The organism is Novosphingobium humi (assembly GCF_028607105.1).
Classification (GTDB): Bacteria; Pseudomonadota; Alphaproteobacteria; order Sphingomonadales; family Sphingomonadaceae; genus Novosphingobium; species Novosphingobium humi.
Genome location: NZ_CP117419.1, coordinates 63282 through 89718, shown reverse-complemented (window position 1 = coordinate 89718; position 26437 = coordinate 63282). Strand labels below are relative to the sequence as shown.

Annotated in this window: 26 protein-coding genes; 11 read left to right on the top strand and 15 right to left on the bottom strand. The window is 64.5% G+C overall.

Features of this window, described 5'->3' with window-relative positions; translation table 11 throughout:
• The first annotated feature begins 4 nt into the window (after positions 1-4).
• The 3 genes from PQ457_RS22005 to PQ457_RS21995 are packed head-to-tail and all read left to right on the top strand — an operon-like array spanning position 5 to position 3475.
• Positions 5-1189, top strand: coding sequence for an acyl-CoA dehydrogenase family protein (locus PQ457_RS22005; RefSeq protein WP_273620457.1), 1185 nt, complete (start codon positions 5-7; stop codon positions 1187-1189).
• The gene (locus PQ457_RS22000; protein WP_273620456.1) at positions 1179-2234 is read left to right on the top strand and encodes a phosphotransferase family protein; all 1056 of its coding nucleotides are present in this window, start codon (positions 1179-1181) and stop codon (positions 2232-2234) included. Before PQ457_RS22005 ends, PQ457_RS22000 begins: the two co-directional genes overlap by 11 nt.
• 11 nt (positions 2235-2245) lie before the next feature.
• Entirely contained in the window at positions 2246-3475 is a 1230-nt protein-coding gene (locus PQ457_RS21995) for a cytochrome P450 (protein ID WP_273620455.1), read from the top strand.
• Here the strand turns inward: PQ457_RS21995 and PQ457_RS21990 are convergent.
• On the bottom strand, positions 3442-4311 hold the full coding sequence (locus PQ457_RS21990; RefSeq protein WP_273620454.1) for a 3-hydroxyacyl-CoA dehydrogenase NAD-binding domain-containing protein: 870 nt from the start codon (positions 4309-4311) through the stop codon (positions 3442-3444). The two genes, PQ457_RS21995 and PQ457_RS21990, sit on opposite strands and share 34 nt — an antisense overlap.
• Before the next feature lie 145 nt (positions 4312-4456).
• On the opposite strand from PQ457_RS21990, the gene PQ457_RS21985 reads away from it, so the two are divergent.
• Complete coding sequence (locus PQ457_RS21985; RefSeq protein ID WP_273620453.1) at positions 4457-5224, top strand: glucose 1-dehydrogenase; 768 nt, start codon at positions 4457-4459, stop codon at positions 5222-5224.
• Here the strand turns inward: PQ457_RS21985 and PQ457_RS21980 are convergent.
• Entirely contained in the window at positions 5221-6852 is a 1632-nt protein-coding gene (locus PQ457_RS21980) for an FAD-dependent oxidoreductase (protein ID WP_273620452.1), read from the bottom strand. The two genes, PQ457_RS21985 and PQ457_RS21980, sit on opposite strands and share 4 nt — an antisense overlap.
• A 159-nt stretch (positions 6853-7011) precedes the next feature.
• On the opposite strand from PQ457_RS21980, the gene PQ457_RS21975 reads away from it, so the two are divergent.
• The 4 genes from PQ457_RS21975 to hisC all read left to right on the top strand — a co-directional run bounded on the left by PQ457_RS21975 (position 7012) and on the right by hisC (position 11045).
• Complete coding sequence (locus PQ457_RS21975) at positions 7012-8127, top strand: zinc-binding dehydrogenase (RefSeq protein WP_273620451.1); 1116 nt, start codon at positions 7012-7014, stop codon at positions 8125-8127.
• A 270-nt stretch (positions 8128-8397) separates the two neighbouring features.
• Positions 8398-9750 (top strand): aminotransferase-like domain-containing protein, encoded by a 1353-nt coding sequence (locus tag PQ457_RS21970; RefSeq protein WP_273620450.1) that lies wholly within the window; start codon positions 8398-8400, stop codon positions 9748-9750.
• A gap of 11 nt (positions 9751-9761) precedes the next feature.
• Positions 9762-9977: a hypothetical protein gene (locus PQ457_RS21965; protein ID WP_172342230.1), complete on the top strand. Its 216-nt coding sequence runs from the start codon at positions 9762-9764 to the stop codon at positions 9975-9977.
• A gap of 6 nt (positions 9978-9983) precedes the next feature.
• The gene (gene hisC / locus PQ457_RS21960; RefSeq protein WP_273620449.1) at positions 9984-11045 is read left to right on the top strand and encodes a histidinol-phosphate transaminase; all 1062 of its coding nucleotides are present in this window, start codon (positions 9984-9986) and stop codon (positions 11043-11045) included.
• On the opposite strand, the gene PQ457_RS21955 is transcribed toward hisC, so the two are convergent.
• Positions 11029-11967, bottom strand: a complete 939-nt coding sequence (locus tag PQ457_RS21955) for a LysR family transcriptional regulator (protein ID WP_273620448.1) — start codon at positions 11965-11967, stop codon at positions 11029-11031. The two genes, hisC and PQ457_RS21955, sit on opposite strands and share 17 nt — an antisense overlap.
• A gap of 67 nt (positions 11968-12034) precedes the next feature.
• Between PQ457_RS21955 and PQ457_RS21950 the strand changes: the two genes are divergently transcribed.
• Positions 12035-12982, top strand: coding sequence for a carbon-nitrogen hydrolase family protein (locus tag PQ457_RS21950; RefSeq protein WP_273620447.1), 948 nt, complete (start codon positions 12035-12037; stop codon positions 12980-12982).
• On the opposite strand, the gene PQ457_RS21945 is transcribed toward PQ457_RS21950, so the two are convergent.
• The 6 genes from PQ457_RS21945 to PQ457_RS21920 all read right to left on the bottom strand — a co-directional run bounded on the left by PQ457_RS21945 (position 12962) and on the right by PQ457_RS21920 (position 18739).
• Positions 12962-13273 (bottom strand): type II toxin-antitoxin system RelE/ParE family toxin, encoded by a 312-nt coding sequence (locus PQ457_RS21945; protein ID WP_273620446.1) that lies wholly within the window; start codon positions 13271-13273, stop codon positions 12962-12964. The genes PQ457_RS21950 and PQ457_RS21945 overlap by 21 nt on opposite strands.
• Positions 13270-13518 carry an antitoxin gene (locus PQ457_RS21940; RefSeq protein WP_273620445.1) on the bottom strand — a complete coding sequence of 83 codons (249 nt, stop codon included), beginning with the start codon at positions 13516-13518 and terminating at the stop codon, positions 13270-13272. The genes PQ457_RS21945 and PQ457_RS21940 overlap by 4 nt, the downstream gene beginning before the upstream one ends.
• A gap of 738 nt (positions 13519-14256) precedes the next feature.
• Positions 14257-15528 carry a replication initiator protein A gene (locus PQ457_RS21935; protein WP_273620444.1) on the bottom strand — a complete coding sequence of 424 codons (1272 nt, stop codon included), beginning with the start codon at positions 15526-15528 and terminating at the stop codon, positions 14257-14259.
• 121 nt (positions 15529-15649) lie between these two features.
• Positions 15650-16657, bottom strand: coding sequence for a ParB/RepB/Spo0J family partition protein (locus PQ457_RS21930; protein WP_273620443.1), 1008 nt, complete (start codon positions 16655-16657; stop codon positions 15650-15652).
• Positions 16654-17853, bottom strand: a complete 1200-nt coding sequence (locus PQ457_RS21925) for an AAA family ATPase (RefSeq protein ID WP_273620442.1) — start codon at positions 17851-17853, stop codon at positions 16654-16656. Before PQ457_RS21925 ends, PQ457_RS21930 begins: the two co-directional genes overlap by 4 nt.
• Positions 17854-18154: 301 nt before the next feature.
• Positions 18155-18739 carry a helix-turn-helix domain-containing protein gene (locus tag PQ457_RS21920; protein ID WP_273620441.1) on the bottom strand — a complete coding sequence of 195 codons (585 nt, stop codon included), beginning with the start codon at positions 18737-18739 and terminating at the stop codon, positions 18155-18157.
• Between the two features lie 15 nt (positions 18740-18754).
• Here PQ457_RS21920 and PQ457_RS21915 point away from each other — a divergent pair, with 15 nt between their 5' ends.
• Positions 18755-19678, top strand: a complete 924-nt coding sequence (locus tag PQ457_RS21915) for a DMT family transporter (protein ID WP_273620440.1) — start codon at positions 18755-18757, stop codon at positions 19676-19678.
• Here the strand turns inward: PQ457_RS21915 and PQ457_RS21910 are convergent.
• Positions 19663-20076 carry a thioesterase family protein gene (locus PQ457_RS21910; RefSeq protein WP_273620439.1) on the bottom strand — a complete coding sequence of 138 codons (414 nt, stop codon included), beginning with the start codon at positions 20074-20076 and terminating at the stop codon, positions 19663-19665. The two genes, PQ457_RS21915 and PQ457_RS21910, sit on opposite strands and share 16 nt — an antisense overlap.
• Positions 20073-21773 carry a PQQ-dependent sugar dehydrogenase gene (locus tag PQ457_RS21905; RefSeq protein WP_273620438.1) on the bottom strand — a complete coding sequence of 567 codons (1701 nt, stop codon included), beginning with the start codon at positions 21771-21773 and terminating at the stop codon, positions 20073-20075. Before PQ457_RS21905 ends, PQ457_RS21910 begins: the two co-directional genes overlap by 4 nt.
• Before the next feature lie 115 nt (positions 21774-21888).
• Here PQ457_RS21905 and PQ457_RS21900 point away from each other — a divergent pair, with 115 nt between their 5' ends.
• On the top strand, positions 21889-23037 hold the full coding sequence (locus PQ457_RS21900) for an AI-2E family transporter (protein ID WP_273620437.1): 1149 nt from the start codon (positions 21889-21891) through the stop codon (positions 23035-23037).
• Between the two features lie 3 nt (positions 23038-23040).
• Here the strand turns inward: PQ457_RS21900 and PQ457_RS21895 are convergent, their stop codons facing one another.
• Genes PQ457_RS21895 through alr form a run of 4 tightly spaced genes read right to left on the bottom strand, consistent with a single transcriptional unit; the run spans position 23041 to position 26374 of the window.
• Positions 23041-23604: a DsrE family protein gene (locus tag PQ457_RS21895; protein ID WP_273620436.1), complete on the bottom strand. Its 564-nt coding sequence runs from the start codon at positions 23602-23604 to the stop codon at positions 23041-23043.
• Between the two features lie 60 nt (positions 23605-23664).
• A complete protein-coding gene (locus PQ457_RS21890; RefSeq protein WP_273620435.1) occupies positions 23665-24009 on the bottom strand; it encodes a RidA family protein in 345 nt (114 codons plus the stop codon).
• A 14-nt stretch (positions 24010-24023) separates the two neighbouring features.
• Positions 24024-25274: a D-amino acid dehydrogenase gene (locus PQ457_RS21885; RefSeq protein WP_273620434.1), complete on the bottom strand. Its 1251-nt coding sequence runs from the start codon at positions 25272-25274 to the stop codon at positions 24024-24026.
• Positions 25271-26374 carry an alanine racemase gene (gene alr / locus PQ457_RS21880; protein WP_273620505.1) on the bottom strand — a complete coding sequence of 368 codons (1104 nt, stop codon included), beginning with the start codon at positions 26372-26374 and terminating at the stop codon, positions 25271-25273. The genes PQ457_RS21885 and alr overlap by 4 nt, the downstream gene beginning before the upstream one ends.
• Positions 26375-26437 lie beyond the last annotated feature (63 nt).

The window sequence follows — 26437 nt, the reverse complement described above, 5'->3', positions numbered from 1 at the left end:
GGCGATGGCAACGCAGCGCGCAGCCGAAATCGCGGCAAGGGTGGAAGATTTTGTCCGCACCCGGGTCATCCCTTATGAGAACGACCCGCGCCGCGACCATCACGGCGCGCCGCTCGACGAACTGGTCTATGAAATGCGCGATCTGGCCCGGTCCGCCGGGGTTTTGACGCCGCATATCCTGCCCGACGGATCGCATCTGACCCAGCGCGAGACCGCGCTCGTGCTGATCGCATCGGGCCTGTCGCCGCTGGGGCCGCTGGCCTGCAACACGATGGCCCCCGACGAGGGCAACATGTATCTGATCGGCCATGTGGCCAATGCTGAATTGAAGGAGCGGTTCCTGCGCCCCCTGGTCGAAGGGCGGGCGCGTTCGGCCTTTTTCATGACCGAACCGGCCGAACTGGGCGGGGCGGGATCTGACCCCTCGATGATGATCACCACCTGTCGCCGCGATGGCAACCACTGGGTCATCAACGGGAAAAAGCGCTTCATCACCGGGGCGCAAGGGGCCAGTGTCGGCATCGTCATGGCCAAATCCGAGGAGGAGGACAGCAAGGGCGGGGCCTGCATGTTCCTGGTCGATCTGCCCGATCCGGCGATCCGGATTGACGATGTGCCCAATACCATCGACACCTCGATGCCCGGCAGCCATGCCGATGTGACGATCGACAATCTGCGCGTGCCCGCCGATCAGTTGCTGGGCCATGCGGGCGACGGGTTCAAATATGCGCAGGTGCGCCTGTCCCCTGCCCGGCTCTCGCATTGCATGCGCTGGCTGGGGGGATGTATCCGGGCGCAAGAGATCGCCGCCGATTATGCCAACCGGCGCATGGGTTTTGGCAAACAATTGATCGACCACGAGGGCGTGGGCTTCATGCTGGCCGAAAACATGATCGACATCAAACAGGCCGAATTGATGATCGACTGGTGCGCGGGCGTGCTGGACACGGGCAGCCTTGGCACGGTGGAAAGCAGCATGGCCAAGGTCGCGGTATCCGAAGCCCTGATGCGGATTGCCGACCGCTGTGTTCAGGTGATGGGCGGGACGGGCGTGACCGACCGCACGATCGTTGAACAGGTCTTCCGCGAGGTGCGCGCTTTCCGCATCTATGACGGCCCCACCGAGGTTCACAAATGGAGCCTTGCCAAGAAGATCAAGCGCGACTGGAAACGCGCCCATGGCGGATAATGCCGACATCGCCGCCGCCAACAGCGGGGTGGGCGCCATGCGGACGCTGTTCGATGTGGGCGCGCTGGAAAGCTGGCTGGAGGCTCACCTTGACGGCTTTCGCGGGCCGATCACGGTTGAACAGTTCAAGGGGGGGCAATCAAACCCGACCTATCGGCTGACCACGCCCGGCGCGCGCTATGTCCTGCGGCGCAAACCTGCCGGGCCGGTGCTCAAAGGCGCGCATGACGTCCTGCGCGAGGCGCGGGTGCAGCAGGCGCTGGCGGGCAGCGATGTGCCGGTCGCGCGCATCCATGCGGTGTGTGAGGATGAAAGCATCATCGGCAGCCCGTTCTACATCATGGATATGGTCGAGGGCCGCGTGTTCTGGGACGCTGCCCTTGCCGATTTGCCGATGGGGGAACGGGCGGCCTGTTACGATGAAACCAACCGGGTGATTGCCGCCATGCATTCGGTTGATTACGGCGCGGTGGGGCTGGGCGATTACGGCCGCCCCGGCAATTATTTCGCCCGCCAGATCAAACGCTGGAGCGAGCAATATCTGAGCGATGAGTTGGCCGGGCGCGACCCTGTGATGGATGAATTGGTGGAATGGCTGCCCCGCGCCATGCCCGAAGGCGATGAAACGGCCATTGTCCACGGCGATTACCGCATCGACAATGTCATCTTTCACCCCACCGAGCCGCGCATTCTGGCGGTGCTGGACTGGGAACTTTCGACATTGGGCCATCCGCTGGCCGATTTTGCCTATCACGCGATGGTCTATTCGATGCCGCCCGATATTGTGGCGGGGCTTGGCGGGGCCGATCCGGTGGCGCTGGGCCTGCCCACGCTTGAGGATTACATCGCCGCCTATTGCCGACGGACCGGGCGGGCGGGCATCGACAATTGGAACTTCTATCTGGCCTTCAACTACTTCCGTCTGGCCGCGATTTTCCATGGCATCAAGGGCCGCGTCCTGCGCGGCAATGCCAGCAATGCGCAAGCCGCGCAAAGGGCGGGCGCCTTTCCCAAACTGGCGCGCCTTGCCCATTCCTTTATCTAGAAAGCCACGCCATGGCCGAAACTCCTGCTCATGTTCCTGCCGATCTGGTCGTTGATTTCAACATCTTTGATCCGCCCGGCGCGGAAACGGATTATATCGCGGCATGGCAGGCGCTGCGCCGCCCCGGCGGGCCGGGTCTGGTGTGGACCCCGGCCTTTGGCGGCCACTGGATCGCCACCGATGGCGCGGTGATCCGGCGCCTGTGGGCCGATGCGCAAAACCTGTCGAGCCAGGTGCTGGCCGTGGTGCCGGGGCTGGGCGAGGTGATGCAATTGATCCCGCTGCAAAATGACGGGGCCGAGCACAAGGCGTTTCGCAATCCCATCATGAAGGGATTTGCCGGGCGGCACATTGCCGCGCTGGAACCGGCGGTGCGCGCGCTGGCGCGGGAATTGATTGCGGGGCTGGCGCCGCGCGGCGCCTGCGATTTCATGCCTGATTTTGCCGAGATCTTTCCGGTCCACATCTTTCTCTCGATGCTCGACGTGCCGGTGGAGGACCGCGAAAAGCTGCGCCCGCTTGGCGCGCAGCTGACGCGGCCCGACGGCACGATGAGTGTGGTTGAACTGCGCGATGCGGTGGATGATTATCTGCGCCCCCATGTCCGGCAAAGACTGGCCGCGCCCGGCGAGGATCTGCTCAGCCGCATTCTGGCCGAACCGGTGCAGGGCCGGACATGGACGCTGGACGAGGCGCTGCGCATGGCGCGCAACATCCTGTTTGCAGGGCTGGACACGGTGGCGGCGATGGTGGGCATGGTGGCGATGCATCTGGCCCGCTATCCCGATGACCAACGCCTGCTGCGCGCCCGGCCCGACCTGATCCCGGCCGCGGCGGATGAATTGATGCGCCGCTATCCCTCCGCCTCGGTGTCGCGCAATGCGGTGGCCGAATTTGACGTCAACGGCGTCACCATCAAGACAGGCGACATCGTCTATCTGCCCAGCATGCTGCACAATCTCGACCCGGCCTGTTTTGACCAGCCGGAGGTGGCGCGCTTCGATCGCGGGCTTAATCCCATCCACCACACCACTTTTGGCGCGGGGGCGCATCGCTGTGTCGGCGCGGGGCTGGCGCGGATGGAAATGATCGTGTTTCTTGAGGAATGGCTGGGCGCCCTGCCCGAATTTGCCATCGACCCGGCGCGGACCGTCACGATGAAGGCCGGCAATGTCGGCACATTGACCAGCCTTCCCCTGATCTGGGATCAGCGCGTGGGCACGGGCGCGTCGCCGGAATAGTCGTAGAAGCCCCGGCCCGTCTTGCGGCCATACCAGCCCGCTTCGACATATTTCTGCAGCAAGGGCGCGGGGCGATATTTGCTGTCGCCGGTGGTGCGCAGGTAAACCATCATGATCTCATAAAGCGTGTCCAGCCCGATGAAATCAGCCAGTTCGAGCGGCCCCATCGGATGCGCCAGCCCCAGCTTCACACCCGCGTCAATATCGACAATGCTGCCCGTGCCGTTGCCCAGCACAAAGATCGCCTCGTTGATAAAGGGCACAAAGATCCGGTTGACGACAAAGCCGGGATCATCCTGCGCCAGCACCACGGTCTTGCCCAGCTTTTCGCCAAAGGCGCGGGTGCGCGCGGTGATGTCGGGCCGCGTGGCAAGGCCGGGGATGACTTCGACCAGCGGCATCACCGGCACCGGATTGAAAAAGTGCATGCCGATGAAGCGGCCCTGATCGGGGGCGCTGCGCGACATGCGGGTGATCGAGAGCGAACTGGTGTTGGTGGCCAGCACCGCGTCGGCGCCCAGCACGGCGGCGGTGCTTTCAAAGATTTTCAGCTTGATGTCCTCGCGCTCGGTCGCCGCCTCGATGATGATGTCGGCCGCCGCCATGGGGGCGATATCGGCGACCGGCGTGATCGCGCCCAGAATCGCGCCCGCCCGCGCCTCGTCCATCTTTCCCTTTGCCACCAGTCGGCTCAGCGCCTTGCCGATCCCCGCCTTGCCCTGCTCGGCCAGCGTCAGGCTGACATCGGACAGGAACACCTTGTGTCCGGTCTGCGCGGCGGTCTGGGCAATGCCCACACCCATCTGGCCCGCGCCGATCACGCCAACAATCTGCATGCTTCTCAACCTTTCATGGCCATGTGATCGCCAAGAGGTAAGGTGCGTGCGCGGCCTGCAACACTGCCTCAAAGGATAGGGGGCAAGCGCGCCGCGCCATGCAAGAATTGCCCGGTGCGCTAAGATGGCAAACGGGAGAAGGACGATGCGGAACAGGCTGGACGGCAAGGTGGCGCTGGTGACGGGCGGCGGCATGGGCATGGGCGCGGCCACCGCGCGGGTGATGGCCGGATATGGCGCGCGCGTCATGGTGGCCGACCGCAATATGGAGGCGGCGCGCGAAACCGTGCAATCCATTCTGGATGCGGGCGGGGCGGCGGCGGCGCAACTCTGCGATGTGGCCGAAGAAGATCAGGTGGCCGAGATGGTTGCCGCCTGCGTGGCCACTTTTGGCCGCCTTGATTGCGCGGTCAACAATGCGGCCATCGCGCCCGACCTGTTGCCGATTGCCGAAGCCGATATGGAGGTGTGGGACCGGGTGATCAGGGTCAATCTGCGCTCGGTGATGCTTTGCATGAAATACGAGATCCGCCAGATGCTGGCGCAGGGCGGCGCGGGCGCTCTGGTCAACATCGCCTCGGTCAGCTCGGTTCGGCCGCTGCCGGGCAATTCGGCCTATGTCGCGGCCAAGCATGGCGTGATCGGCCTGACCAAGACCGGCAGCGTCGAATATGCGCCCAAGGGCATCCGCGTGAATGCGGTGATGCCCGGCGCCATCGACACGCCGATGCTGCGCCAGTCGCTGGCCGACACCGGCTATACCGAGGCCGATTTCGCCCCCGCGCTCAGCCTGTTTGGCCGGTTTGGCCGCCCCGAGGAAGTCGCCGAGGCCAGCGCATGGCTGTGTTCGGATGCGGCCAGCTATGTCACCGGCCACGCGCTGGGGGTCGAGGCGGGCTATCTCACCCGCTAATTGCGGCCCACCATGTGCCGTCCCGCCAGATAGGCAAACACCATCCCCGGCCCCAATGTGCCCCCGCCCCCGCCATAGGTCATGCCCATCATGCTGGCCATGGCGTTGCCGGCGGCATAAAGTCCGGGGATGGGTTGCATGTCGAGATCCAGCACCCGGCCCAGCGTGTCGGTCTGCGCCCCGCCCTTGGTGCCCAATGCGCCGCTTTTCACCTCGGCGGCATAATAAGGCCCACCATCAATCCGGCCCAGCGTGGCCTCCTTGCGCCCTTTATGCGCCGGATCGCCCCAATAGAGGTCATAATAGCTTTCACCGCGCCCGAAATCCTCGTCGGCGCCCTTGTCCACCATCGCGTTCCAGCGCGCGACCGTGGCCTCCAGCGCATCGCCCGGCACGCCCAGCCTGTCGGCCAGTTCGCCCAGCGTTTGCCCGCGCGCGATCCAGTCGGCGGGCTCCTGGCGATGGCCATCGCCGGTGCCGATCAATTGCGCGTCCAGAAAACCCCATTTGTCGTAAAACGCCTGATTGAACACGCACCAGCACGGCAGGTTGCGATAGGTGCTGCTGTTCTGGTCAATCTCGTGAAAGGCGCTGCCAAAGGCGTTGTAATTGGCCGCTTCGTTACAAAAGCGCTGGCCCTTGCGGTTGACCATGATCGTACCGGGCAAGGTCCGCTCGCCGGTGAACAGCATCATCCCCTTGGCGTTGAGGGGGGCCTCGACAATCGGCATCCACCATGCCTCGCGCATCGACCCCATCATCGCGCCCGCGCGCATCGCCATCTTCTGTCCGTCGCCGGTGTTCGTGTCGATCGACACCGCATTTTGCAACGGCCCGCGCAGATAGGCTTTTTTGAACGCCTCATTATGCTCAAATCCGCCCGTGGCCAGCATCACATTGCGCGCCCGCAACACCTGTCCATCGGCCAGTTCGACGCCCGCGACGCGCGCCTCGTCCAGCACCAGTTCCTTGCCCCCCACGCCCAGCAGGAACGCCACCCCCCGGTCGAGACAGCCGCGCAACAACCGGCCCACCAGCGAATGGCCCAGCCCGCGCTCATCATTGGCCGCGCGGCGCTGTGCTTCTTCGATGGGCAATGGATCGGGCACCGCCTGCGCCAGCGACGTCTCGCCCACGGTGAAATAGACATGGGGCCAGTAATAAGGGGATTTCTCAACTCTTTCGGCCCATTCGCCCAATTCGCCATAAGGATAGACCGGGCATTCCAGCGTCCGCCCCCCGCGCGATGCCGCGCCGGGCTGTTCGGGATGATAATCAGGGAAATCCGGCACCAGGCTGAATTTGACCGGCGTGTTCTCTTCAAGGAACTGCACCATGGCCAAGCCGCCGTCGATATAGGCGGCCGCCATGTCCGGATCGATCAGACCGTTCGACATGCTTGCAAGATAGGTCAGCGCCTTGTCGCGGCTGTCCTGCTTGCCATAGGCCTGTTGATGGGGGTTGCAGGGGATCCATATCTGTCCGCCGGACCAGGCGCTGGTGCCGCCGATCTTCTGCCCCTTTTCCACCACGAGAACGCGCAGCCCCTCGTCCGCCGCCGTCAACGCCGCCGTCAGCCCGGCCGCGCCCGAACCCAGCACGATCAGATCATAATCCGCCTGCGACATCACCAAATCTCCCGCATCAGGCGCAGGTCTGTTGCCTGACCTTTGTGGTGATGTTAGCCAAGCCTTGGCCTGCCTGAACCTCTCAACAGTCTCAGGTGCCGTGATCCGCCGGGGGCGTGCTAGAACCTTTCCGCCACCGCGATTTTTCGGAGATGTTCGATGCTGCCATCCACCACCCCCGCGCTTGTCACCACCTTGCGGGAAGACGCAAGGATGGTGGTCGAACTGGTCGAACAGCCCCTGCCCGCGCCCGGCCCCGACGATGTGGTGGTGCAGGTGGAGGCGGCCCCCATCAACCCATCCGATCTGGGGCTGATGTTTGGGCCGGCGCTGATGGCGGAGGCCACCTATGGGCCGGGGCGCGTGGAGGCCCCGGTGCCGCCTGCCGCCATGAAGGCGCTGGCCGCGCGGGTCGGACGGCCATTGGGCATCGGCAATGAAGGCGCAGGGGTCGTGGTGGCCGCAGGCGCCAATGCTCAGCCCTTGATCGGGCGGCGTGTGGCCGCCTTTGCCGGGGCGATGTACAGCCGGTATCGCATCATCCCGGCCGCCGACTGCATGCTGCTGCCCGAAGGGATAACCCCGCGTCAGGGCGCAGCGGCCTTTGTCAACCCGTTGACTGCGCTTGCCTTTATCGAAACCATGCGGGCCGAGGGTCTCTCCGCCATGGTCCATACGGCGGCGGCATCCAATCTGGGCCAGATGCTGGTGCGGCTTTGTCTGGCCGACGGCATCCCGCTCGTCAATATCGTGCGCAGCGCGCAGCAGGTTGCATTGCTGCGCGCCATGGGTGCCCACCATGTATTGGACAGCACCAGCGTCACTTTCTCCCAGGAGCTTGAGCAGGCGTTGGCGGAAACCGGCGCGCGGGTTGTGTTTGATGCCATCGGCGGCGGGCCTTTGCTGGGCACGATCCTGACCGCGATGGAAAGGGTGGCAACCGCTGATGGTGCCTATTCACGCTATGGCTCGACACAGGTGAAGCGCGGCTATGTCTATGGCGCGCTGGATATGGCGCCGATCACCCTGCCGCGCACGCTCGGCTTTGTGTGGGATGTGTCGGGCTGGTTGCTGATCCCCATGATGGAGCGGCTTGGCCCCGAGGCGAGAGCGCGGATGCATGCCCGCGCCGCAGCGGAACTGACGACTACCTTTGCCTGCCATTACAAGGGTGAATTGTCGATGGCCGATGCGCTCTCACGCGAAGCGGTGGCCGATTACACCCGACGCGCAACGGGCAGCAAGTTCCTGATCCTGCCTTCGGCGCCCGTATGATGAACGGTGCAAGGGACAGGCGACAGCCGGTTCCCTGTGTGGCCATGCCGCGCCGCCGGAATACCGCAAGCTGGTCCCCTGCCCCGGTGTGCCCGAACGCCTTTGGGAACAATGCGACGGGCCATATGAAGTTGCGACAGCACCCTACAATCTGGTCGATTTTGCCGACATAGGGCCTTCATCGAACACTTGCGGCATACAATCTACATATATATGTATGCAGGCATGACAGAGAACGAAACAGGCAGAGATAGTGAATGGTTGCCCCGGATGGCAAAAGGGGCCGCCCCGCTCTATCTGGCCATTGCCGACGCCATCGAGGCCGATATCCGCGCCGGCGCCCTGCGCCATGGCGACCGCCTGCCCCCGCAACGCGCGCTGGCCGACCGGCTGGGGATCGATTTCACCACCGTCAGCCGCGCCTATGCCGAGGCGCGGCGGCGCGCTCTGGTCGAAGGGCGCGTGGGCATGGGCACCTTTGTCCAGGCATCCGGCACCAAATCCGCCCCGGCGTCGGGCATCGTCGATCTGACGATGAACTTCCCCCCCCGTATGGCCGATACGGCCCTGACCTCGCGCCTCTGGGCCGAGGTGGCCGGGCTGGAAACCACCGGCGGCATGGACCTTCTGCTGCGCTATCAGGAGGTCGGCGGCACCCGCGCCGACCGCGAGGCGGGCGTGGCCTGGCTGATCGACAGTCTGCCCGATCTTGCTTTCGACCGGCTTGTCATCACCCCCGGCGCGCAAGGGGCGCTGCTCGCGCTGCTCACCCTGCTCAAACATCCCGACCGGCCCGTGGCGGTCGAGGCGCTGTGCTATCCCGGCTTCCGCTCGCTGGCGGGCCATTTGGGCGCGGCGCTGGTGCCGGTGGCGATGGACGGGGATGGGCTGATCCCGGATGATCTGGCCGCGCAATGCGCCCGCCACCGCCCTGCCCTGCTTTGCTGCACGCCCAATCTGCACAATCCGACCACCGCCACGATCCCGCTGGACCGGCGCGAGGCCATTGCCGCAATCGCGCGCGAGTATGACCTGACGATCCTTGAGGACGACGCCTATGGCAGGCTGGCGGGCAATGGCTTGCCCCCGCTGGCCGCGCTGGCGCCCGAACGGACCTATCATATCGCCAGCCTTTCCAAGGCTTTGGCCCCGGCGCTGCGCATCGCTTATGTCGCCTGCCCGGACGCGCGCGGCGCGTCGCGGCTGACGGGCGCGCTGCGGGCAACGACATCTATGGCCTCGCCGCTGGGCGCGGCCATAGCCACGCGCTGGATCGAGACGGGCTTGGCCCAGCAGACGCTGAACGCCATTCGCGCCGAGACGGAGGCCCGTCACGCCCTCGCCCATCGCCTGCTGGGTCAGGATGGCCTGCGCGGCGATCCGCGCGCCTATCATGCATGGCTGCCGCTCGACCATGGCTGGAGCCGGGGCGATTTCGCCTCGCGCCTGCGCCATGCCGGGATCGGCGTTGTGACCAGCGACGCCTTTGTCATCGGCCCCGCGCCAGAAGCGCTGCGCATCGGCCTTGCCGCCCCGCTCGAACGCGCCGCGCTGGAAACCGGCCTGCGCGAGATTGCCGATCTGGCCTGTCAGTCGCCCACCCTGGCCAATCTGATCGTATAGGACACCGCACCATGACCGAAGACAAAAGCCTGATCGCCGCCCGCGCCGCCGCCGCCCAATATCTGCGCGCGCAGGGCTATGGCGCGGATGCCGCCTATGTCGAGGCGGGCCAGTCCGACGACACGCGCGAGGTGCAGATCGCGCTGGCCATGCACAAGATCCTGTATGTTGCCCCCACCCCGCCCACAAAATACAAGGGTCGCCGCCTTGTCGGTGAGGAGTGCTGAAATCCCATGAGCCGATTCTGGAGCCCGCTGGTCCACCGCCTCTCACCCTATGTTCCGGGCGAACAGCCGCGGGTTGAGGGCCTTATCAAGCTGAACACCAATGAATTGCCCTTTGGCCCCTCGCCCGCCGTGGCCCCGGCGATAGAGGCGGCGGCGCGCGAGGGGTTGCAGCTCTACCCCGATCCGCAATCGGGCGCGCTTTGTCAGGCTTTGGCGCAATATCATGGCGTGCCGCGCGATCATGTGTTCGTGGGCAATGGTTCGGACGAGGTGCTGGCCCATGCCTTTGCCGGTTTGCTCAAGCATGACGGCCCGCTGCTGTTTCCCGACATCACCTACAGTTTCTATCCCACCTATTGCCGCCTGTTCGACATTGCCTATGAAACCGTGCCGCTCGATGGCGCGATGCGGGTGCATGTCGAGGACTATCGGCGCGGGGCCGGAGCGGTGATCCTGCCCAATCCCAATGCGCCCACCGGGGTCGGTCTTGGGCTGGAGGCGATCGAGCGACTGCTGGCCATGCATCCCGATGCGCCGGTGGTGATCGATGAGGCCTATGTCGATTTCGGCGCGCAAAGCGCCCTGCCCCTGATCGCGCGCCATCCCAATTTGCTGATCGTGCGCACCATGTCGAAATCGCGCGGGCTGGCAGGGCTGCGCGTGGGCTATGCGCTGGGCCAGGCCCATCTGATCGAGGCGCTGGTGCGGGTGAAGGACAGTTTCAACTCCTATCCGCTCGACCGTCTGGCACAGGCCGGGGCGCTGGCCTCGCTGGGCGATGAGGCCTGGTTTCAGCAGGGGCGGGCAGCGATCATTGCAAATCGCGCGCGGCTGGTGGCGGGGCTGGAGGGGTTGGGCTTTGCCGTCCTGCCCTCGCAGGCCAATTTCGTCTTTGCCCGCCATCCCTCGCGCAAAGGGGCCGAACTGGCGCAGGCGCTGCGGGAACAAAAGATTCTGGTGCGCCATTTCAACGCGCCGCGGATCGAGGATTTCCTGCGCATCACCGTGGGCGATGCCGATCAGGTGTCCACGCTGTTGCGAGCGCTTGGGTCTATTCTGGCGGGCTAAGGCCCTGCCATACATCCGCCAGCAGGCCGCGCAGCCATTGCGAGATCGGGTCGGCATCACCATCGCGCCGCCAGCACAGCCTCACCTCATAGGTGTCGAGCGCCAGCGGCGGCGCGAAGATCGACAGTCCCGTTGAACGCGCCAGCGCCCATGCCGCATGGCTGGGCAAGGTCGAAATCCAGCCCGATCCCTGCAAAAAGGGCGGCAGGGCAGCAAATTGCGTCAGCGCGGTGATGATCCGCCGCTTGCGGCCCAGATTCTGCAACGCCTCATCAATGATGCCGCTGCGCCCGGAATAGGACACCAGCACATGCGGCAGCGCGGTGTAGCCCTCGAGCGTCAGCGGCAGTTGGGGCGCCAGCGCATCGCCATCGCCAAGGCACAGGTAGGAGGAACGACCAATCGCCTGATGGCGGATGGTTTGCCCCCTCCTCTTGCCGCCCGCAATCATCGCCATGTCGATCTCGCGCGATTCCAGCATCGCGGCGGCGGTCTGGCTGTTGCATTGGCGAAAGATCACCGAGGCTTGCGGCGCCTCGGCCAGCAGGCGGCGGACCAGCGCGGGCCCGCAGGCCAGCATGAAATCATCCGACATGCCCACCACCAGCGCCCGCGCGATCCCGCCCGGCGCAAAGGGCGGCAACGGGGCCAGCGCCTCGCTCATCCGGTCCAGCGCGGCGCTCAGCGCCGGGGCCATGGCGATGGCGCGCGGGGTGGGCTCCATGCCCATCCGGCTGCGCACAAAGAGCGGGTCCCCGGTGATCGAGCGCAACCGCGCCAGAGAGCCGCTCAGCGCCGACTGGCTCAGGTTCAGGCGGAGGGCCGCCCGCGACACGCTGCGCTCTTCCCATATCGCCAGAAAGCTGGTGGCGAGGTTGAGATCGAGACGGGCAATATCGTTCAGACCGATAATCTTGTTCATGAAATGCGGTTTGCCCGATGATGGTGCTTTGCGTCAAATGGCGCCGGTCATCTGCAAAGGATTTTTTATGCCCCAGCATCGCGTCGCCGTCGTCCAGGCCGGCAGCCAATTGTTCAACACCCCCCTCACCCTCGAACGCATGGCCGCCCATTGCGAGGCGGTGAGGCAGGAGGGTGCGGAACTGGCGGTCTTTCCCGAGGCCTATATCGGCGGCTATCCCAAAGGGCTGGATTTCGGCGCGAGGATCGGCACGCGCACGCCCGAGGGGCGCGAGGACTATCTGCGTTACTGGCGGGCAGCCATCGAGGTGGACGGGCCGGAATGCCGGATCATGGGCGGTTTTGCGGCCGAGATGAAGGCGCATCTGGTGGTTGGCGTGATCGAGCGCGAGGGTACGACACTTTATTGCTCGGCGTTGTTTTTCGGGCCGGACGGGGCGCTGATCGGCAAGCATCGCAAGCTGATGCCCACGGCCAGCGAACGCCTCGTCTGGGCGCAGGGTGATGGCTCCACCCTGCCCGCGATCACGACGCCGATCGGACGGATCGGTTCGGCGATCTGCTGGGAGAACTACATGCCCCTGCTGCGCCAGACGATGTATGCGAAGGGCGTTGATCTGTGGTGCGCCCCCACGGTGGATGAACGCGAGATCTGGCAATCCTCAATGCGCCACATTGCCTATGAAGGCCGAATGTTCGTGCTGAGCGCCTGCCAGTACATGACCCGCGCCGATGCACCCGATGATCATCCCGCTTTTGCCGGGATGGCCCCGCAGACCGAACTGATCAGGGGCGGCAGCGTGATCTTTGGCCCGATGGGCGAGATATTGGCGGGTCCGCTGCGCGGACGTGAAGGCGTTCTGGCCGCCACCATCGACAGGGAGGATGTGGTGCGCGCCCGCTATGATCTGGATGTTGCGGGCCATTATGCGCGGCCCGATGTTTTTTCCCTGCATCTCGACGCGGCGGAAAAACCGCATCTGCATGAGGCGGCTTTAGCCCAACCGGTCGCCTAACCGCGCGATCAGGTCCATTTTTTCATGCAGGATGGCCAGAATGAGGGTCGGGCCATCTTCGCGGCCCAGAGCAAAGACATAGTGATGCCTGCATCGCGCCATGCGCAGCCCCTCGCGCATGGCGCCCATATCGCGATAGGCCCCCTGCCCCGCCGCCAATTGCGCGATACCTTGTTCAAGCGCGCTCATATAGGCGCGCACCTGCCCCTCGCCCCATTGCTGGCGCGTATAGCGCAGGATCGAGCGGATATCCTGCTCTGCCGCTTTGGTCAGAACATAGGCGACGGTCAAGAAAGCGGACCTGCCCCCAATTCCTCATCGACAATCTCGCCAAAGGTCCTGGTGGAGATTTGCCCGCTCAGCCCCTGTTCGATGCGTTCATTCAGCAGGCCCTGCAATTCATCCCAGGCCGCATCGCCATCCTGCGGGAAAAGGCGGTCCAGTGCATATTGCCTGACCGTCTTGCCATGCAAAGCGGCCTGAGCCTTGAGGCTCTGGTGCTGCTGGCTGGTCATAGCAATGGTCAGGCGGCTCATGGAAACCTCGGTTGGTGCGGAGCTTGGCAAGGATAGAGCAAAGATCGGTTTTTGACCATAGATCTCACTTTCCCCTTTTGAATCCCCGATCAAAACTCCCGCCGAAGGCGCTGTATTAAGGGAGTTATCTATTAGATTAAAAGGTTAAAGGATCAAGGAGAGGGAAAAGCGCAAGGATTTGCGCCGAGTCGCAGCCTGTGGATAGAATCTGAAAACACGATGCTTCGGATCTGAAAACACGATGGCGTGATTCCAAAAACACGTCAAATGCGATCTGAAAACACGTCGCCCGTTCTGAACCCTGTGGATAAGGGGGCAAGCGCGGCTTTTCCCGCCTTCCGCCTTTCCCGTCCGCCGCTTTTGAGTCGCGAACATGGCGTCAAATGGGCAGGGCAGGCGCTTTTTGCCTTCATGCCAAAATCGGACGTGTTTTTGGAAATCTCGTTGATGGGGCCGTGACGTGTTTTCAGGAATGCGTTTGGTGGGTCAAATCCGTTGACGCAATAAGCCCGGAAAGAAGGAGCGGGGGCAGGGGGGAGAAATCCATCCTCCGCCTTGGTTTCATGCGAAATCAGGACGCAAAGGGGCGTCCGGCGGCGCATGATCCATGCGAGAAAATGGAGTGGCGCGCGCCAGGTCCAGCGGCTGAACGCATGCACAGACCGTGCGAGCCATGGCCGATCACTGGCCGGTTTGCGCGATTCCTGAAAACACGTTCGCTTTGCGCAGCCTCGCGGCCTAGTGGCCGGGCAACTGGAACTTGTTGCGCTCATGATGGCGTTTGACGAAGCCGTAAAAGCGCTTGGAATAATTGCGCGGCAGTTCGTCAGGATTGGCGTTCAAAAAGGCGTCGAACTGCTGCATCAGCACGTCCAGATCCCATCCCGGACATTCGGCCCTGATTGCCTGATAGGTCTCGGCATCCAGCACCCTTTGCGCCCGGCCATAGGGGGATGCGGGAATTTTGCGGGGGCGGTCTGCGCCATCCTCGGCATTGTTTGCCGTCAGACCTGTGATCGTTTTGGCAATCAGGCTGCGCGCCAGGGCGGGATCGACATAGTCGGTACTGTCCGGCACCGGCGCGGTCTTTGGATGGCGGGACGGGGGAGGGGGCGGCGCTTCCTCGGCCGCACCATCTTCCAGATAGCGCCGCATCACCATCTTGAGCTTGGGCCGGGGCGTTTCGGCCCCGATCACTTCAAGATTGATTTCGGGCAGATTGTTGGCCCGCGCCAATTCAAGGATCTTGTTCTTGAACGAGGGCAGAGAGCTTTCACTCCCGCTTTTCTGGTGCAGAGTTTCAAAGCCGATGGTGAAGCCCTCGGCACCATTGCCGCCTGCATGCTTGCGGCTTGCACGGTAAAGCCATTTGGCAAGCCCGCTGGTGATCTCGAAATAGAGCGGCGAAATGGCCAGCACATTGCGCTTGTCCATCACCCCGTCAAAGAACCATTTCGACAGGGTGATTTCCATGCCCAGCGAGCGCTGCGTGCGTTCGTCCACCAGATGGGTATAGCTGTCGATCCATGAAAAGGTCGTCTCGCGCGATTTGGAATTGGCGCGCAGATTGGTCTTGATCGTGGTCGCCTGCAATCGGTCCAGCGCCTGGAGCAACCGCTCATAGGCCCGCCCGCTGACCCCCCAGCAGATGCGCTTGAGCATGTCGCCCGGCTGCACCCGGATGGTGGGCGAGATGTCATTTTCCCCCCGCTCGCGCAGCTCGTTGAGATGCGAGGCGAGGTAGATCATGATGTCGGCATCCCAGATCGTGGCCATGCCATAGGCCGGATTGGCCGAGACATGGACCGTGACCGATTTGTCGGGGCTGACATATTCGATGGGCTTCAACCGCTTCTTCTTCGACAGGCTGAAGAAGGGCCTTTGCATTGTTTCCTGATAGTCGCGCAGCGAAATGTCGCTGAAGTCGGGCAGGGTGAAGAACATCTCCAACTGCACCCGCCGACCGTTTTGCGGCGGCGCGCCGGAGGGGGAAGGGGGCTCGGTGCTCATGCCCGAAATCCTTGCCGAAGCGGCCCGTCCCACGCGTGGGAAATTCGCAACAATAAATTGAAAAACATAAGTTTTTCGTCGAATTTCAGAGTGGGAAAAAAGGCGCGTCCAGCAGGCTTCATCACGATGGCTTCTTCAGGATCTTGGCATTTTCCAGCAAGGGGCGCAAAGCCGCCAGCACCTCGTCCACCGACAGGTCGCTGGGGTTGAGCGTGATGCTCCATTCGCGCGCCCGGTCGCGGTCCACCTGGCCAATGGCCACGCCCTGCGCCTCGATCACCGCCTTTTGGCTGCGCCCCGGACGCAGCGTGGCCGCCTTGATCAGCCGCGCCACCACATCGGCCCCCCCGATCGGCGGCTCATCGCCCGACTGGCGAAAACTCTGCTCGGCCGCGATGGTGCGGGCGGCCTCCTCCATCTTGGCGCGCAAGGCCGGTTGGCGGATCAGCGGCAACAGCTTGTCACCATGGCGCACCTGCAGATCCATAGGCGAGTTGAACGCGCTGATGATGGTCTGGGGGATTTCGGTCAGGCCGATATAGCGCGCCAGCATTGATTTCGACAGCTTGACGCGGTCGGCCATCCGGCTCTGCACGCCGTCATAATAGGCATCGACCGCATGCTTGTAATTCTGGCCGCGCTCCAGATCGGAAATGTCCTCGCGCTCGCGATTCTCGACATCGGCCAGACGAAACGCGGCCTCATCGTCCAGATCGTCGATGATGGCGACCAGTTCGATGTCCGGGTAATGGTTGGCATTCAGCCACGAAATCGCCCAGTGCCGCCGCGTGCCGATCACCAGTTCATAGGGCCGTTCGCCATTGGGGGTGCGGCGCACCACGACCGGGATGCGGTTGCCGTTTTCGGCAAGGATGGAATCGATCAGGCTGCGCACCCGTTCCTCGGTCAACAGCGCATAATCGCGCGCATTGCCCGACCAGATCGAACATTCCGCAGGCTTGAGGCGGATCGTCGGGCGCTTGAGCATCCGCGCCGCCTCGCCAAAGGCTTCCAGACGCTTGCTGGTAAAGGTCGGGCGAGGGGCCGCCGCCTTGGGCTCGGCCGCCACGGGCTGCGCCGGGGCAGGGGCCGAGGCCAGCGCCTCGCCGATCAGCGAACGGCGACTCATGCCGGCACGCTCCCATGGGCGTCAACCGGCAGGCCCGAAATGCTCTTCGACGGCCATTGTTCGCGCACCTGTTGCAGCACCTCGCCAAACACCGCATCGAGATTTTCGCGGCAGCGCTGATAGGTGCCGTGTGAGGCCGAGGGCTTGCTCTCGTAAATCGAGCGGAAGGCCTGCGTCGCGTTCTTGATTTCCTCCGACGCCAGCACCGGCTGACTGAGCATGAAATTGGCGTAAGTGGCCTGCATCATCTTCCACATGTCGTTTTCGCCCGGCTTGCTCGGCGTATAGGCCGAGCAGACGATGCGGATGAAACCGTAATCGACCGGCGTGCCATTGGCTTCGAGCACCTCGATATTGTCGGCAATCGTGTCCATGAAATGGATCGTCGAGAGATAGTCGAGCTGGCGCGCGGGGACCGGCACCAGCATGCCTGTGGCCGCCGCCATCACGTTCAGGCCCAAAAAGCCCATCGCCGGGGGCGGGTCGAGCAGAATGACGTCGAAGTCCTTGACCACGCTGGACAATCCGATGCGCAGCCGTTGCAGCCCCTCGCGCACCGCCTGCCCGCCCTCGCGCAGGGTCGAGGTCAGATCCCATTCGGCATCCTGAAGGCCCAGACTGGAGGGCACGATCTTGATCGTGGGCCATGCCGTGTCATGGATCGCGGCGGGAAAATCGTCAAAGACCGAGCGGGGCGAGAGATAATTGCCCAGCGTCTCTTCCTTGTCGATCAACGTCTCGGGCTGGATGTCGAACATAGTGGTGGTCGATGCCTGCGGGTCGCAGTCGATGACCAGCACGCTGTAGCCGCGCAGCGCCAGAAAATCGGCGAAATGCTTGGTGATGGTGCTTTTGCCCACACCGCCCTTGAAATTCTGGACCGCGATGATGACCGCATCCTCATGCGGCGCCTTGCCCACCTTGATGCCCAGCGCCTCGCGGATCTGGGTCAGATCCTCCAGCGTGTAGTATCGGCGGCCATTGTTCAATTGCTTGGGCGCGGGCAGGCGGCCTTCCTTTTCGGCCTTGGCCAGCGCCTCTGGCGTGCGGCCCACCAGTTCGGCGGCCACGCCCGGCCCGAAGGTCAGATCGAGCACCTTGCGGTCTTCGGGCTTGAACACCACCGACTTGACGCGGTCGCGCATCTGTTCACACGAACGGGTGAGTGAGCGAAGCGTATTTACGGTATAAGACATCGCCCCAATCAACTCCCCTGGAATCGGCGTTGGAATCGGTTTCCTTGCCGCCGGTTTGCGTTTGATGTGCATATTTTTGCGCCAAAGTCAAACCTGATGGTGCGGGGGCGTCATTTCCATAACCTGCTTGAATGCGGCAGCCGGGAAACAAACCGTTTGCTCTGCGCCTTGTGGATTTGCAACCGGGCGGGGGGCGGGAAGGATAAGGCCGCCACCTTCCGGGTTAAGCATGTCATGACCAATGGCTGTCGCTTCGCCATCGCGGAGCTGATCATCAAGGCTCGGCGCAAGGCGTGAAAGGTTACAGCACGCTGTTGCGCAGGAAATGCGCCACGTCTTCGCCCGCATTGGCATAGGCATAGTGCTGATCGCTGGCAAAGACGCGGAAATCGCCGGGGTTCAGCAAGGCCGTCTCGCCCTCCAGTTCAAGGGCGAGGCTGCCCTGCGTCACATAGATGATCTCGTGCCAACCGGCGGGGTCCGGCTCTGCCTGATAGCGATGGCCCGGCGCCAGCGACCAGACCCAGAGCTGGGCCTCCTGCTGGGCGGGGGCGGAGCCGAGCAGCAGGGCGAAATCGGCCGGATCGGCGCCGCGCCACATGGTTTCGTTGACATTGCGCATCTCGGCGCCGGGGCCTTTGACCATGGCGGTGAAATCGACCCCCAGCGCGATGGCCAGCCTGTCGAGACTGGCCAGACTGACATTGGCCTCGCCATTTTCAACGCCCACGATCATGCGGCGGCTGATGCCCGAGGCATCGGCCAATGCCTGTTGGCTCATGCCCGCGGCATGGCGGAACCGGCGCAGATTATGGCTGACATGGACCAGCACGTCGGATTTGGGCGCAGCCTCGTGCGATTTTGTATTGTGCATTATATTGCTCATTGCTAATTGCGCATTATGTTGCACATCAACGCCCAAGACAAGCCCCAACGCAAGCCCGCATCATGGTCGATCAGCCGCGAGGAAATGGTCCTTGTCGGCATCACCATGCTGTGGGGCACGACCTTTCTGATCGTCCACACCGCCATGCGGACCAGCGGGGCGCTGTTTTTCGTCGGCCTGCGTTTCATGGTGGCGGGGGCAGGGGGCCTGCTGCTGTTTCGCCGGACGATGCGCGATCTGACGCGCCGCGAACTGGGCGCGGGGGCGCTGATCGGCTTTGCGATTTTCCTTGGCTATGGCCTGCAGACCTATGGCCTGCGCACCATCACCAGCAGCCAGTCAGCCTTTATCACCGCGCTTTACGTGCCGATCGTGCCGCTGCTGCAATGGCTGGTGCTGGGCCGGATGCCGCATGTGATGAGCTGGATCGGCATTGCGCTGGCCTTTGCCGGGCTGATCCTGCTGGCCGGGCCGAAATCGGGCCATATCGGCCTCAGCCCCGGCGAGATGGCCACTTTGCTCAGCGCTGTTGCGATTGCCGCCGAGATCATCCTTATCAGCCGCTTTGCCGACGGCGTGGACAGCCGCCGCGTCACGGTGGTGCAACTGCTGGCCGCAGGGCTTTTCTCGCTGGCGGCCATGCCGCTGGCGGGCGAGCGGTTCCCTGCCTTTTCGCCGGTCTGGCTGGTGGCCGGGGTGGGGCTGGGGCTGGCCAGCACGCTCATTCAACTGGCGATGAACTGGGCGCAAAAGACGGTGTCGCCCACCCGCGCCACGGTGATCTATGCGGGCGAGCCGGTGTGGGGCGGAATCGTCGGGCGCATCGCGGGCGACAGGCTGCCCGCGCCCGCCATGCTGGGCGGATTGCTGATCCTTGTCGGCGTGCTGGTCAGCGAATTGCGCGGCGCGGCGGGCCAATCCGCTCAGGACCGGGACTGAGCCAGCCTCTCCATAAAGCGGTCGGTGTCGATGATCGCGCGGCGATGCCTGCCCTCGCCGATCAGGCCGATCTCATTGCGGCAGGATACAAGAAACTCCAGCCTGCGCCCTTCCACCGCGATCAGTTCAACCTGCGCCGTGATGGTGGCGCCCACCGGGGTCGGGGCGATATGGCTGACATCGACATGGATGCCCAGACTGCATTGGCCCGGCGGCAGATGGGGGCGCAGCGCCAGAATGCAGGTGTTTTCGATAAAGCCCACCATCATGGCCGTGGCCAGCACCGGGGGCATGTCGGCAAAACCGGCCCAGTCGGGCGTGACATGGGGCACGGCATGGCGCGGCGCCACCACCATGCTTTCGCGGTGCGTAAGGCCGGGGATGATCCCCCGTGTCATGGATGCGCCAGCGTCCAGACATAGGCCGCCACCGCCTTGACATCCGCCGGCGAGAGCGCCGCGCCGCCCATGGCGGGCATCGCCCCGCCGGCCTTTTTGGGCTTGTCGACACCCTTGGCGATCGTCGCGGCCAGCCCCTCGGGCGAACCGTCGCTCCACAGGAAGTCCGGCCCGACCAGCGAGCCGCCCGTCATCGACCCGCGCCCGTCGCTGCCGTGGCATCCCACACAGGTGCCGCCTTTGGCCTGACCCAGATAGATCGCGCGGCCCAGCGCGACCTGTTGCGCGGTGATCCCGGCGGGCAGGCGGCGTCCGGCCGGACCTGCCTGCGGGGCCTTTGGCTCGACCTTGTGGGCAGGGATCAATGGCGCATTGGCCGCCCCGCGATAGGTGATGCGCCAGATCCGCCCGCGCACGTCATCGGCCACATAAAGCGCTCCGTCCGGCCCCACGGCCAGCCCCGCCGGGCGATGCTGCGCGCGGCCCGGTTCCTTGAAGGCTCCGGCGAAACCATCGGCAAAGCGGATCCATTTCCCGCTCGCCTTGCCTTCGCGCAGGGGCTGGAAGGCGACGAGATAGCCATCCTGCGGCGCGGGGGCGCGGTTCCATGAACCGTGAAAGGCGATGAAGGCGCCCTGCTGATAGGCGGCGGGGAAAGCCCGCCCGGTGTAGATCGCCACATCATTGGGCGCCCAATGCGCGGGGAAGGCCGCCACGGGCCTATCCTTGCCCGTGCAGGCGCCCTGCACCTTGCCGTCGCCGCCATATTCAGGGGCCAGCTTGTGGCGGTTTTCAAACCCGTCAAAATAGCAGGTCGGCCATCCGAAATCAGCGCCCTTGCGGGGCGAGAACAGGATTTCGGCGGGCAGTTCGACGCCCTGCTGCTCGGTGTAATACTGGCTCCAGTTCTGGCCCAATTGGTCGCGGCCATGCTGGGTGGCGAAAATGCGGCCCGCGCTGTCAAAGGTGATGCCGCCGGTGTTGCGGATGCCGGTGGCCCAGCGCGCCTCGGGGCTGAAGGTCTGTCCTTCCTTGTCGGCGCGATAGGCCCAGATGCCCGCCCGCGTCAGCGCCTCGGTGCAGGGGGCAAGGCCCTTGGCGCCGGGTTGGCGATTGGGGCTTTCGCAGGCATTGCTGGCCGAACCGGAATTGACCAGCAGCGTGCCGTCGGCCTGAATGGCGAAGGGATGCATCGGGTGATCGCCCGAGAGCGGCAGGCCCGACAGCACCGTCGCACCCGCGCCCGCCGGGGTCAGGTCGCCCGGTTTCATCGGATAGCGCACAATCGTGTCATGCTCTTCGACAAACAGCGCGCCATGCCACAGCGCGATGCCGGTGCCGCCATGGCCGCCCTTGGCCTCCACGCCGCCAAAGCGCGCGGTCCTGTCGGCCACGCCGTCGCCATTGCTGTCGCGCAGGGCGATGACAAAGCCCCCATCGGGCGCGGGCGGCGCATTGCGGAAATAGCGGCCCGACCATGAATTGACATAGACCGTGCCATCCCCCGCCACGGTCAGGTGGCGCGTATGGCCCAGATTGTCGGCAAAGACCGTGGCGCAGAAACCGGGGGGCAGCGAAAGGCCGCCATTATCCTTCGCACAAGCCGCAGCAGGCGCCTTTCCGGCGGCGGCGAGGCCATAGCCGCCCCCCACTAACAGCGGGGCAGCCAACAGGGCGGCGCGCAGGGCAAGACGCATGGGACCTATCCTTTCGATAATCTGGTTTTGTCCGACATATCAGCCCAAGGCGCGGGGCGAAAGGTTTCGTCGGGGGCATCTGGCGCCAGGCGCGGGCTTGGGCTAGCCTGCCCCGATGCAGGAAGAGCCCCACGCCGCGCCCCCCGGAACCTGGATTTCGCCCCGTCCCCATGCCTGGCGGCGGGAGCAGAAGGTCGCGGCGCTGGTGGCCATTGCGCTGCTGGTGATCGCGGGCTGGTGGACGCTGCTCCCCTTTTGGCATGCGCTGGGGTGGGGGGCGATTTTTGCCGTCTCGCTCTGGCCGCTGTATCAGCGCTGCGCGGCGCGCTGGCCGGGGGGGCAATCGGTGGCGCTGCCGGCCGCTTTCACGCTCTCCATCCTGCTGATCTTTGTCATCCCGCTGGTGATGGTGGCAAATGCGGTGTTTCACGACACGATCTCGCTGGCGCAATGGCTGGCCGTGGCGCGGGTTCAGGGGGTGCCGGTGCCCGAAGTGCTGCACCATCTGCCCTATGGCGAGCAGGCGGCGGTATGGTGGCAATCGGCGCTGGGCACGCCCGAGGGCATCAGCCGCCTGTCGCAACATGCCGGGCCATCCTCGGGCCTGTCGCTGGGCGCGGGGGAAAAGATCCTTGGCGGATTGGCGCACCGGCTGTTGCTGGTGGGCTTCATGCTGATAACGCTGTTCTTCCTGCTGCGTGATGGGCAAAGCGTGGCCCATGCGATGCGCGTGGCTGCCCGCCGCGCCTTTGGCCTGCCGGGCGAGAATGTGGCCGATCAGGCGGTGCTGGCCATTCGCGGCACGGTCAACGGGCTGGTCATCGTCGGCTTTGGCGAAGGGCTGATTCTGGGCGTGATCTATGGCCTTGCCGGGGCCAGCCATGCCGCGCTGCTGGGGCTGCTGACGGGGCTGCTCTCGGCCATCCCGTTCGGGGCGACGGTGGCGGTGGTGGTGGCCGTGGTCATTCTGGTGGCGGGGGGCAAGCTGTGGGCGGCGGCGATTGTCGCGGTGATCGGGCTGGCGCTGGTCTTTATCGCCGACCATTTCGTGCGCCCGGTGTTCATCGGCGGATCGACCCGGCTGCCTTTCATCTGGGTGCTGCTGGGCATTCTGGGCGGGGTTGAGGGCTGGGGCCTGATCGGGCTGGTGATGGGGCCTGCGGTGATGGCGGTGCTGATGCTGCTGTGGCGCGAATGGATCGGCGCGGTCAAAGGCCCGCTCAACCCCGTGCGCGACCAATGCGCCGGGGATGAAGGGGCCTGATGCCTAATTATACAGCACCGCATAGCCGTCATTGGCATAGGTGATCTGCACCAAGGTTGCCGCCTCGGCCACCTCGATGCCGGGCAGCAGTTGATCGCGGGCAATGTTGCGCCCCGCCGCCCATTGACCGCAGACCATCATCCGCACGCCCGCCTGGCGCAGCGCGTTGAAGATCACCTTGTTCGGATTGTCGATATTGTATTTCTTGCGATATTCCGCATCACTCAGCACCGCATCGGCCGCCGCTCCATAAAGGATCATCGCAAAGGAAATATGCGAGGCCGGCACTTTGGCCGCAATCAGCCCGTTAAGCTGTAAGGCCACCCGCCCAAAGGCGGACAGGGGCCGGGCCGGATCGGGCGCGCCGGTGGCCGCGCTGAACAGCGCCTTATAGCTGCGCTTGGGATCGCGGGTGACGGCCGCGCCGGGAATTTCGACATAGCCGCTGCTGCCCGCGATGGCGGGCGGGGTGGGGGCGGGCCATACTCTTGGCTCTGCCGCACGGGCCGCCAGCGGGGCGCCCAGCGCGGCCAGAATACCAATGATACGCAATGTGATATCCATCATGGTCTTGATCTCCCAAGACCATGATGGGGCATGGGCGGCCCATACTCAAGCCGCCATTTCTTAAGCCTTGGCGGCGGTGACGATGATCTCGACCTTGTAATCGGGCGTGGCCAGTTTCGATTCGCCGGTCGCGCGGGCCGGGGGCGTGATATCGGCCACCCATGCATCCCACACCGCATTCATCTCGGCAAAATCGCCCATATCGGCCAGCCAGATCTGCGCCATCAGCATATGCGCCTTCGAACTGCCCGCCTCGGCCAGCAGACGCTCGATTTCAGCCAGCACGGCCTGCGTCTGCTCGGTGACGGTCGCGCCTTCCTCGCATTGGCCCGACAGATAGATCGTGTTGCCGTGGATCACGGCCTGGCTCATGCGCTTGCCGGGTTCGATACGGGTAATGGTCATGGGGTCTGGTCCTTTCAGTAGCGCGAGAGCGCGAGGTCGGCGGTTTCGATGGCCGGGCGGCGGTTGCCGATGATGTCGGCAATGACATGGGCCGAACCGCAGGCCATCGTCCAGCCCAGCGTGCCATGGCCGGTGTTGAGGAAAAGGTTGCCGATGCGCGTGGGGCCGATGACGGGCGTGCTGTCGGGCGTCATCGGGCGCAACCCGCACCAGAAGGACGCGGCGGAAAAATCACCTGCGCCGGGGAAGAGCGTTCCCGCTGAATGTTCGAGCGTGGCGCGGCGCGCTTCGGGCAGATCCATGTTGAAGCCGGAGATTTCCGCCATGCCGCCGATGCGGATACGGTTGCCAAGGCGCGTGATCGCCACCTTGTAGCTTTCATCCAGCAGCGTCGAGACAGGGGCCAACGGTTCATCGATGATGGGCACGGTCAGCGAATAGCCCTTGACCGGATAGACGGGGACTTTCAGGCCCAGCGGCTTGACCAGATGGGGCGAGAAGCTGCCCATCGCCACCAGATAGGCGTCGGCCGTGACGGGGCCGCGATCGGTTTCGACGCGGGTGATGCGCCCGCCTTCCTCAACGATGCGCGCGATATTCGTGCCGTTCATGAATTCAACGCCCGCCGCCCGCGCCATCTCGGCCAGAGCATTGGTGAATTTGAAGCAATCGCCCGTCTCGTCATTGGGCAGGCGCAGCCCCCCCGCAATCGGGGCATGGCTGGCCGCAAGGCCCGGTTCGGCGGCGATGCAGCCTGCCTTGTCCAGCACCTCGAAAGGGACACCGTCGGCCTTGAGCACGGCGACATCCTTGGCGATGCCCGCCAACTGGCTTTCCTCGCGGAAGAGCTGGAGCGTGCCCTGCATCCGCTCATCATAGGAAATGCCGGTCTGGGCGCGCAGTTCGATCAGGCAATCGCGGCTGAATTCGGCGAGGCGCACCATGCGGCTTTTGTTGATCGCATAATCGCGCGCGTTGCAATTGCCCAGCATCGCCACCAGCCATTTGAGCATCGCCATATCCGGGCGCGGGCGCAGGATCAGCGGGGCGTGCTGCATCATCAGCCATTTGATCGCCTTCATCGGAATGCCCGGCGCCGCCCATGGCGAGGCATAGCCGGGCGAAATCTCGCCCGCATTGCCGAAACTGGTTTCCAGCGCCGGGCCGTCCTGCCGGTCGATCACCACCACCTCATGGCCCGCCTGGCGCAGATACCATGCCGAGGTGACACCGATGACGCCGCTGCCGAGGACTGCGATTTTCATGACGCGATGCTTTCCTGTTGGGCCGGAATGCCGATGTAATGGCGCTCGTAACGGCGGCTCAGTTGGGTGAGGATTTCATAGGAGATGGTGCCCGCATCATGGGCCACATCGTCGATGGTCTGATGCGGGCCGAGCAATTCGACCGGGGCGCCGGGATAGAGATATTGTGCGGGAACATCGGTCACATCCAGCGTGATGCTGTCCATCGAAACGCGCCCGATGATGGGGGCGCGATGGCCCGCGATAAACGCCGCGCCGCGATTGGACAGAGCGCGGGGCCAGCCATCGGCATAGCCCACCGGGATCGTGGCGATGCGCGTTTCGCGCTCTGCGTGAAAGCTCATGCCATAGCCCACGCCTGCGCCGGGGGGCACTCTGCGCAATTGGGCAATCGCACTTTCCAGCGCGACAACGGGGCGCATGGGGTTTGGGCCAACGCGCGGCGCGCCGCCATAGAGCGCGATGCCGCCGCGCACGAGGTCGAAATGGCCGCGTTCCAGAAAGCACCCGCCGCTGTTGTCCAGCGCGCGGGGCAGGCCGGGGAAACGCTCGGCAATCGTGCGAAAACGGTCGGCTTGTTCGGCGTTGGCGGCGTGGTGTGGCTCGTCGGCGCAGGCCAGATGGCTGATCAGGAAGCGCAGGTCGAGCCATTGCGCCATGGCGGGATCGGCCAGAAAGCCATCGACTTCCTCAGGCGGCATCCCCATGCGCGACATGCCGGTATCAACCTGAAGGATCGCGGGCAGGGGGCGGCCCAGCGTCCGCGCCAGATCGGCCCAGCGCCGCGCCTGATCGAGCGAATTGAGCACGGGGATCGCGCCCATCGTCTCGCACTCGGCCTCCTGCCCCGGCAGCAGCCCGTTGAGGACATAGACCGGCACGCCCTTGCCCACCAGCGGCTCGGCCTCGCACAGCAGCGCGACGAAGAGATGGCGGCAGCCCTGCGCCAACAGCACATCGGCCACGCGCGCGGAGCCCAGCCCATAGCCATCGGCCTTGACCACGCCCGCCACCTGCGCGGGGGCCACGGTGTCGCGCAGCAGCCGGTAATTGGCCGCCAGCGCCCCCCAGTCGATCGTCAGCCTTGCCCCTGCGCCCATCTGCGCCTCCACAGAAATTCCGTGAAGCGATGCTATCGCATCCTATGTCGAATTTATGGCCGA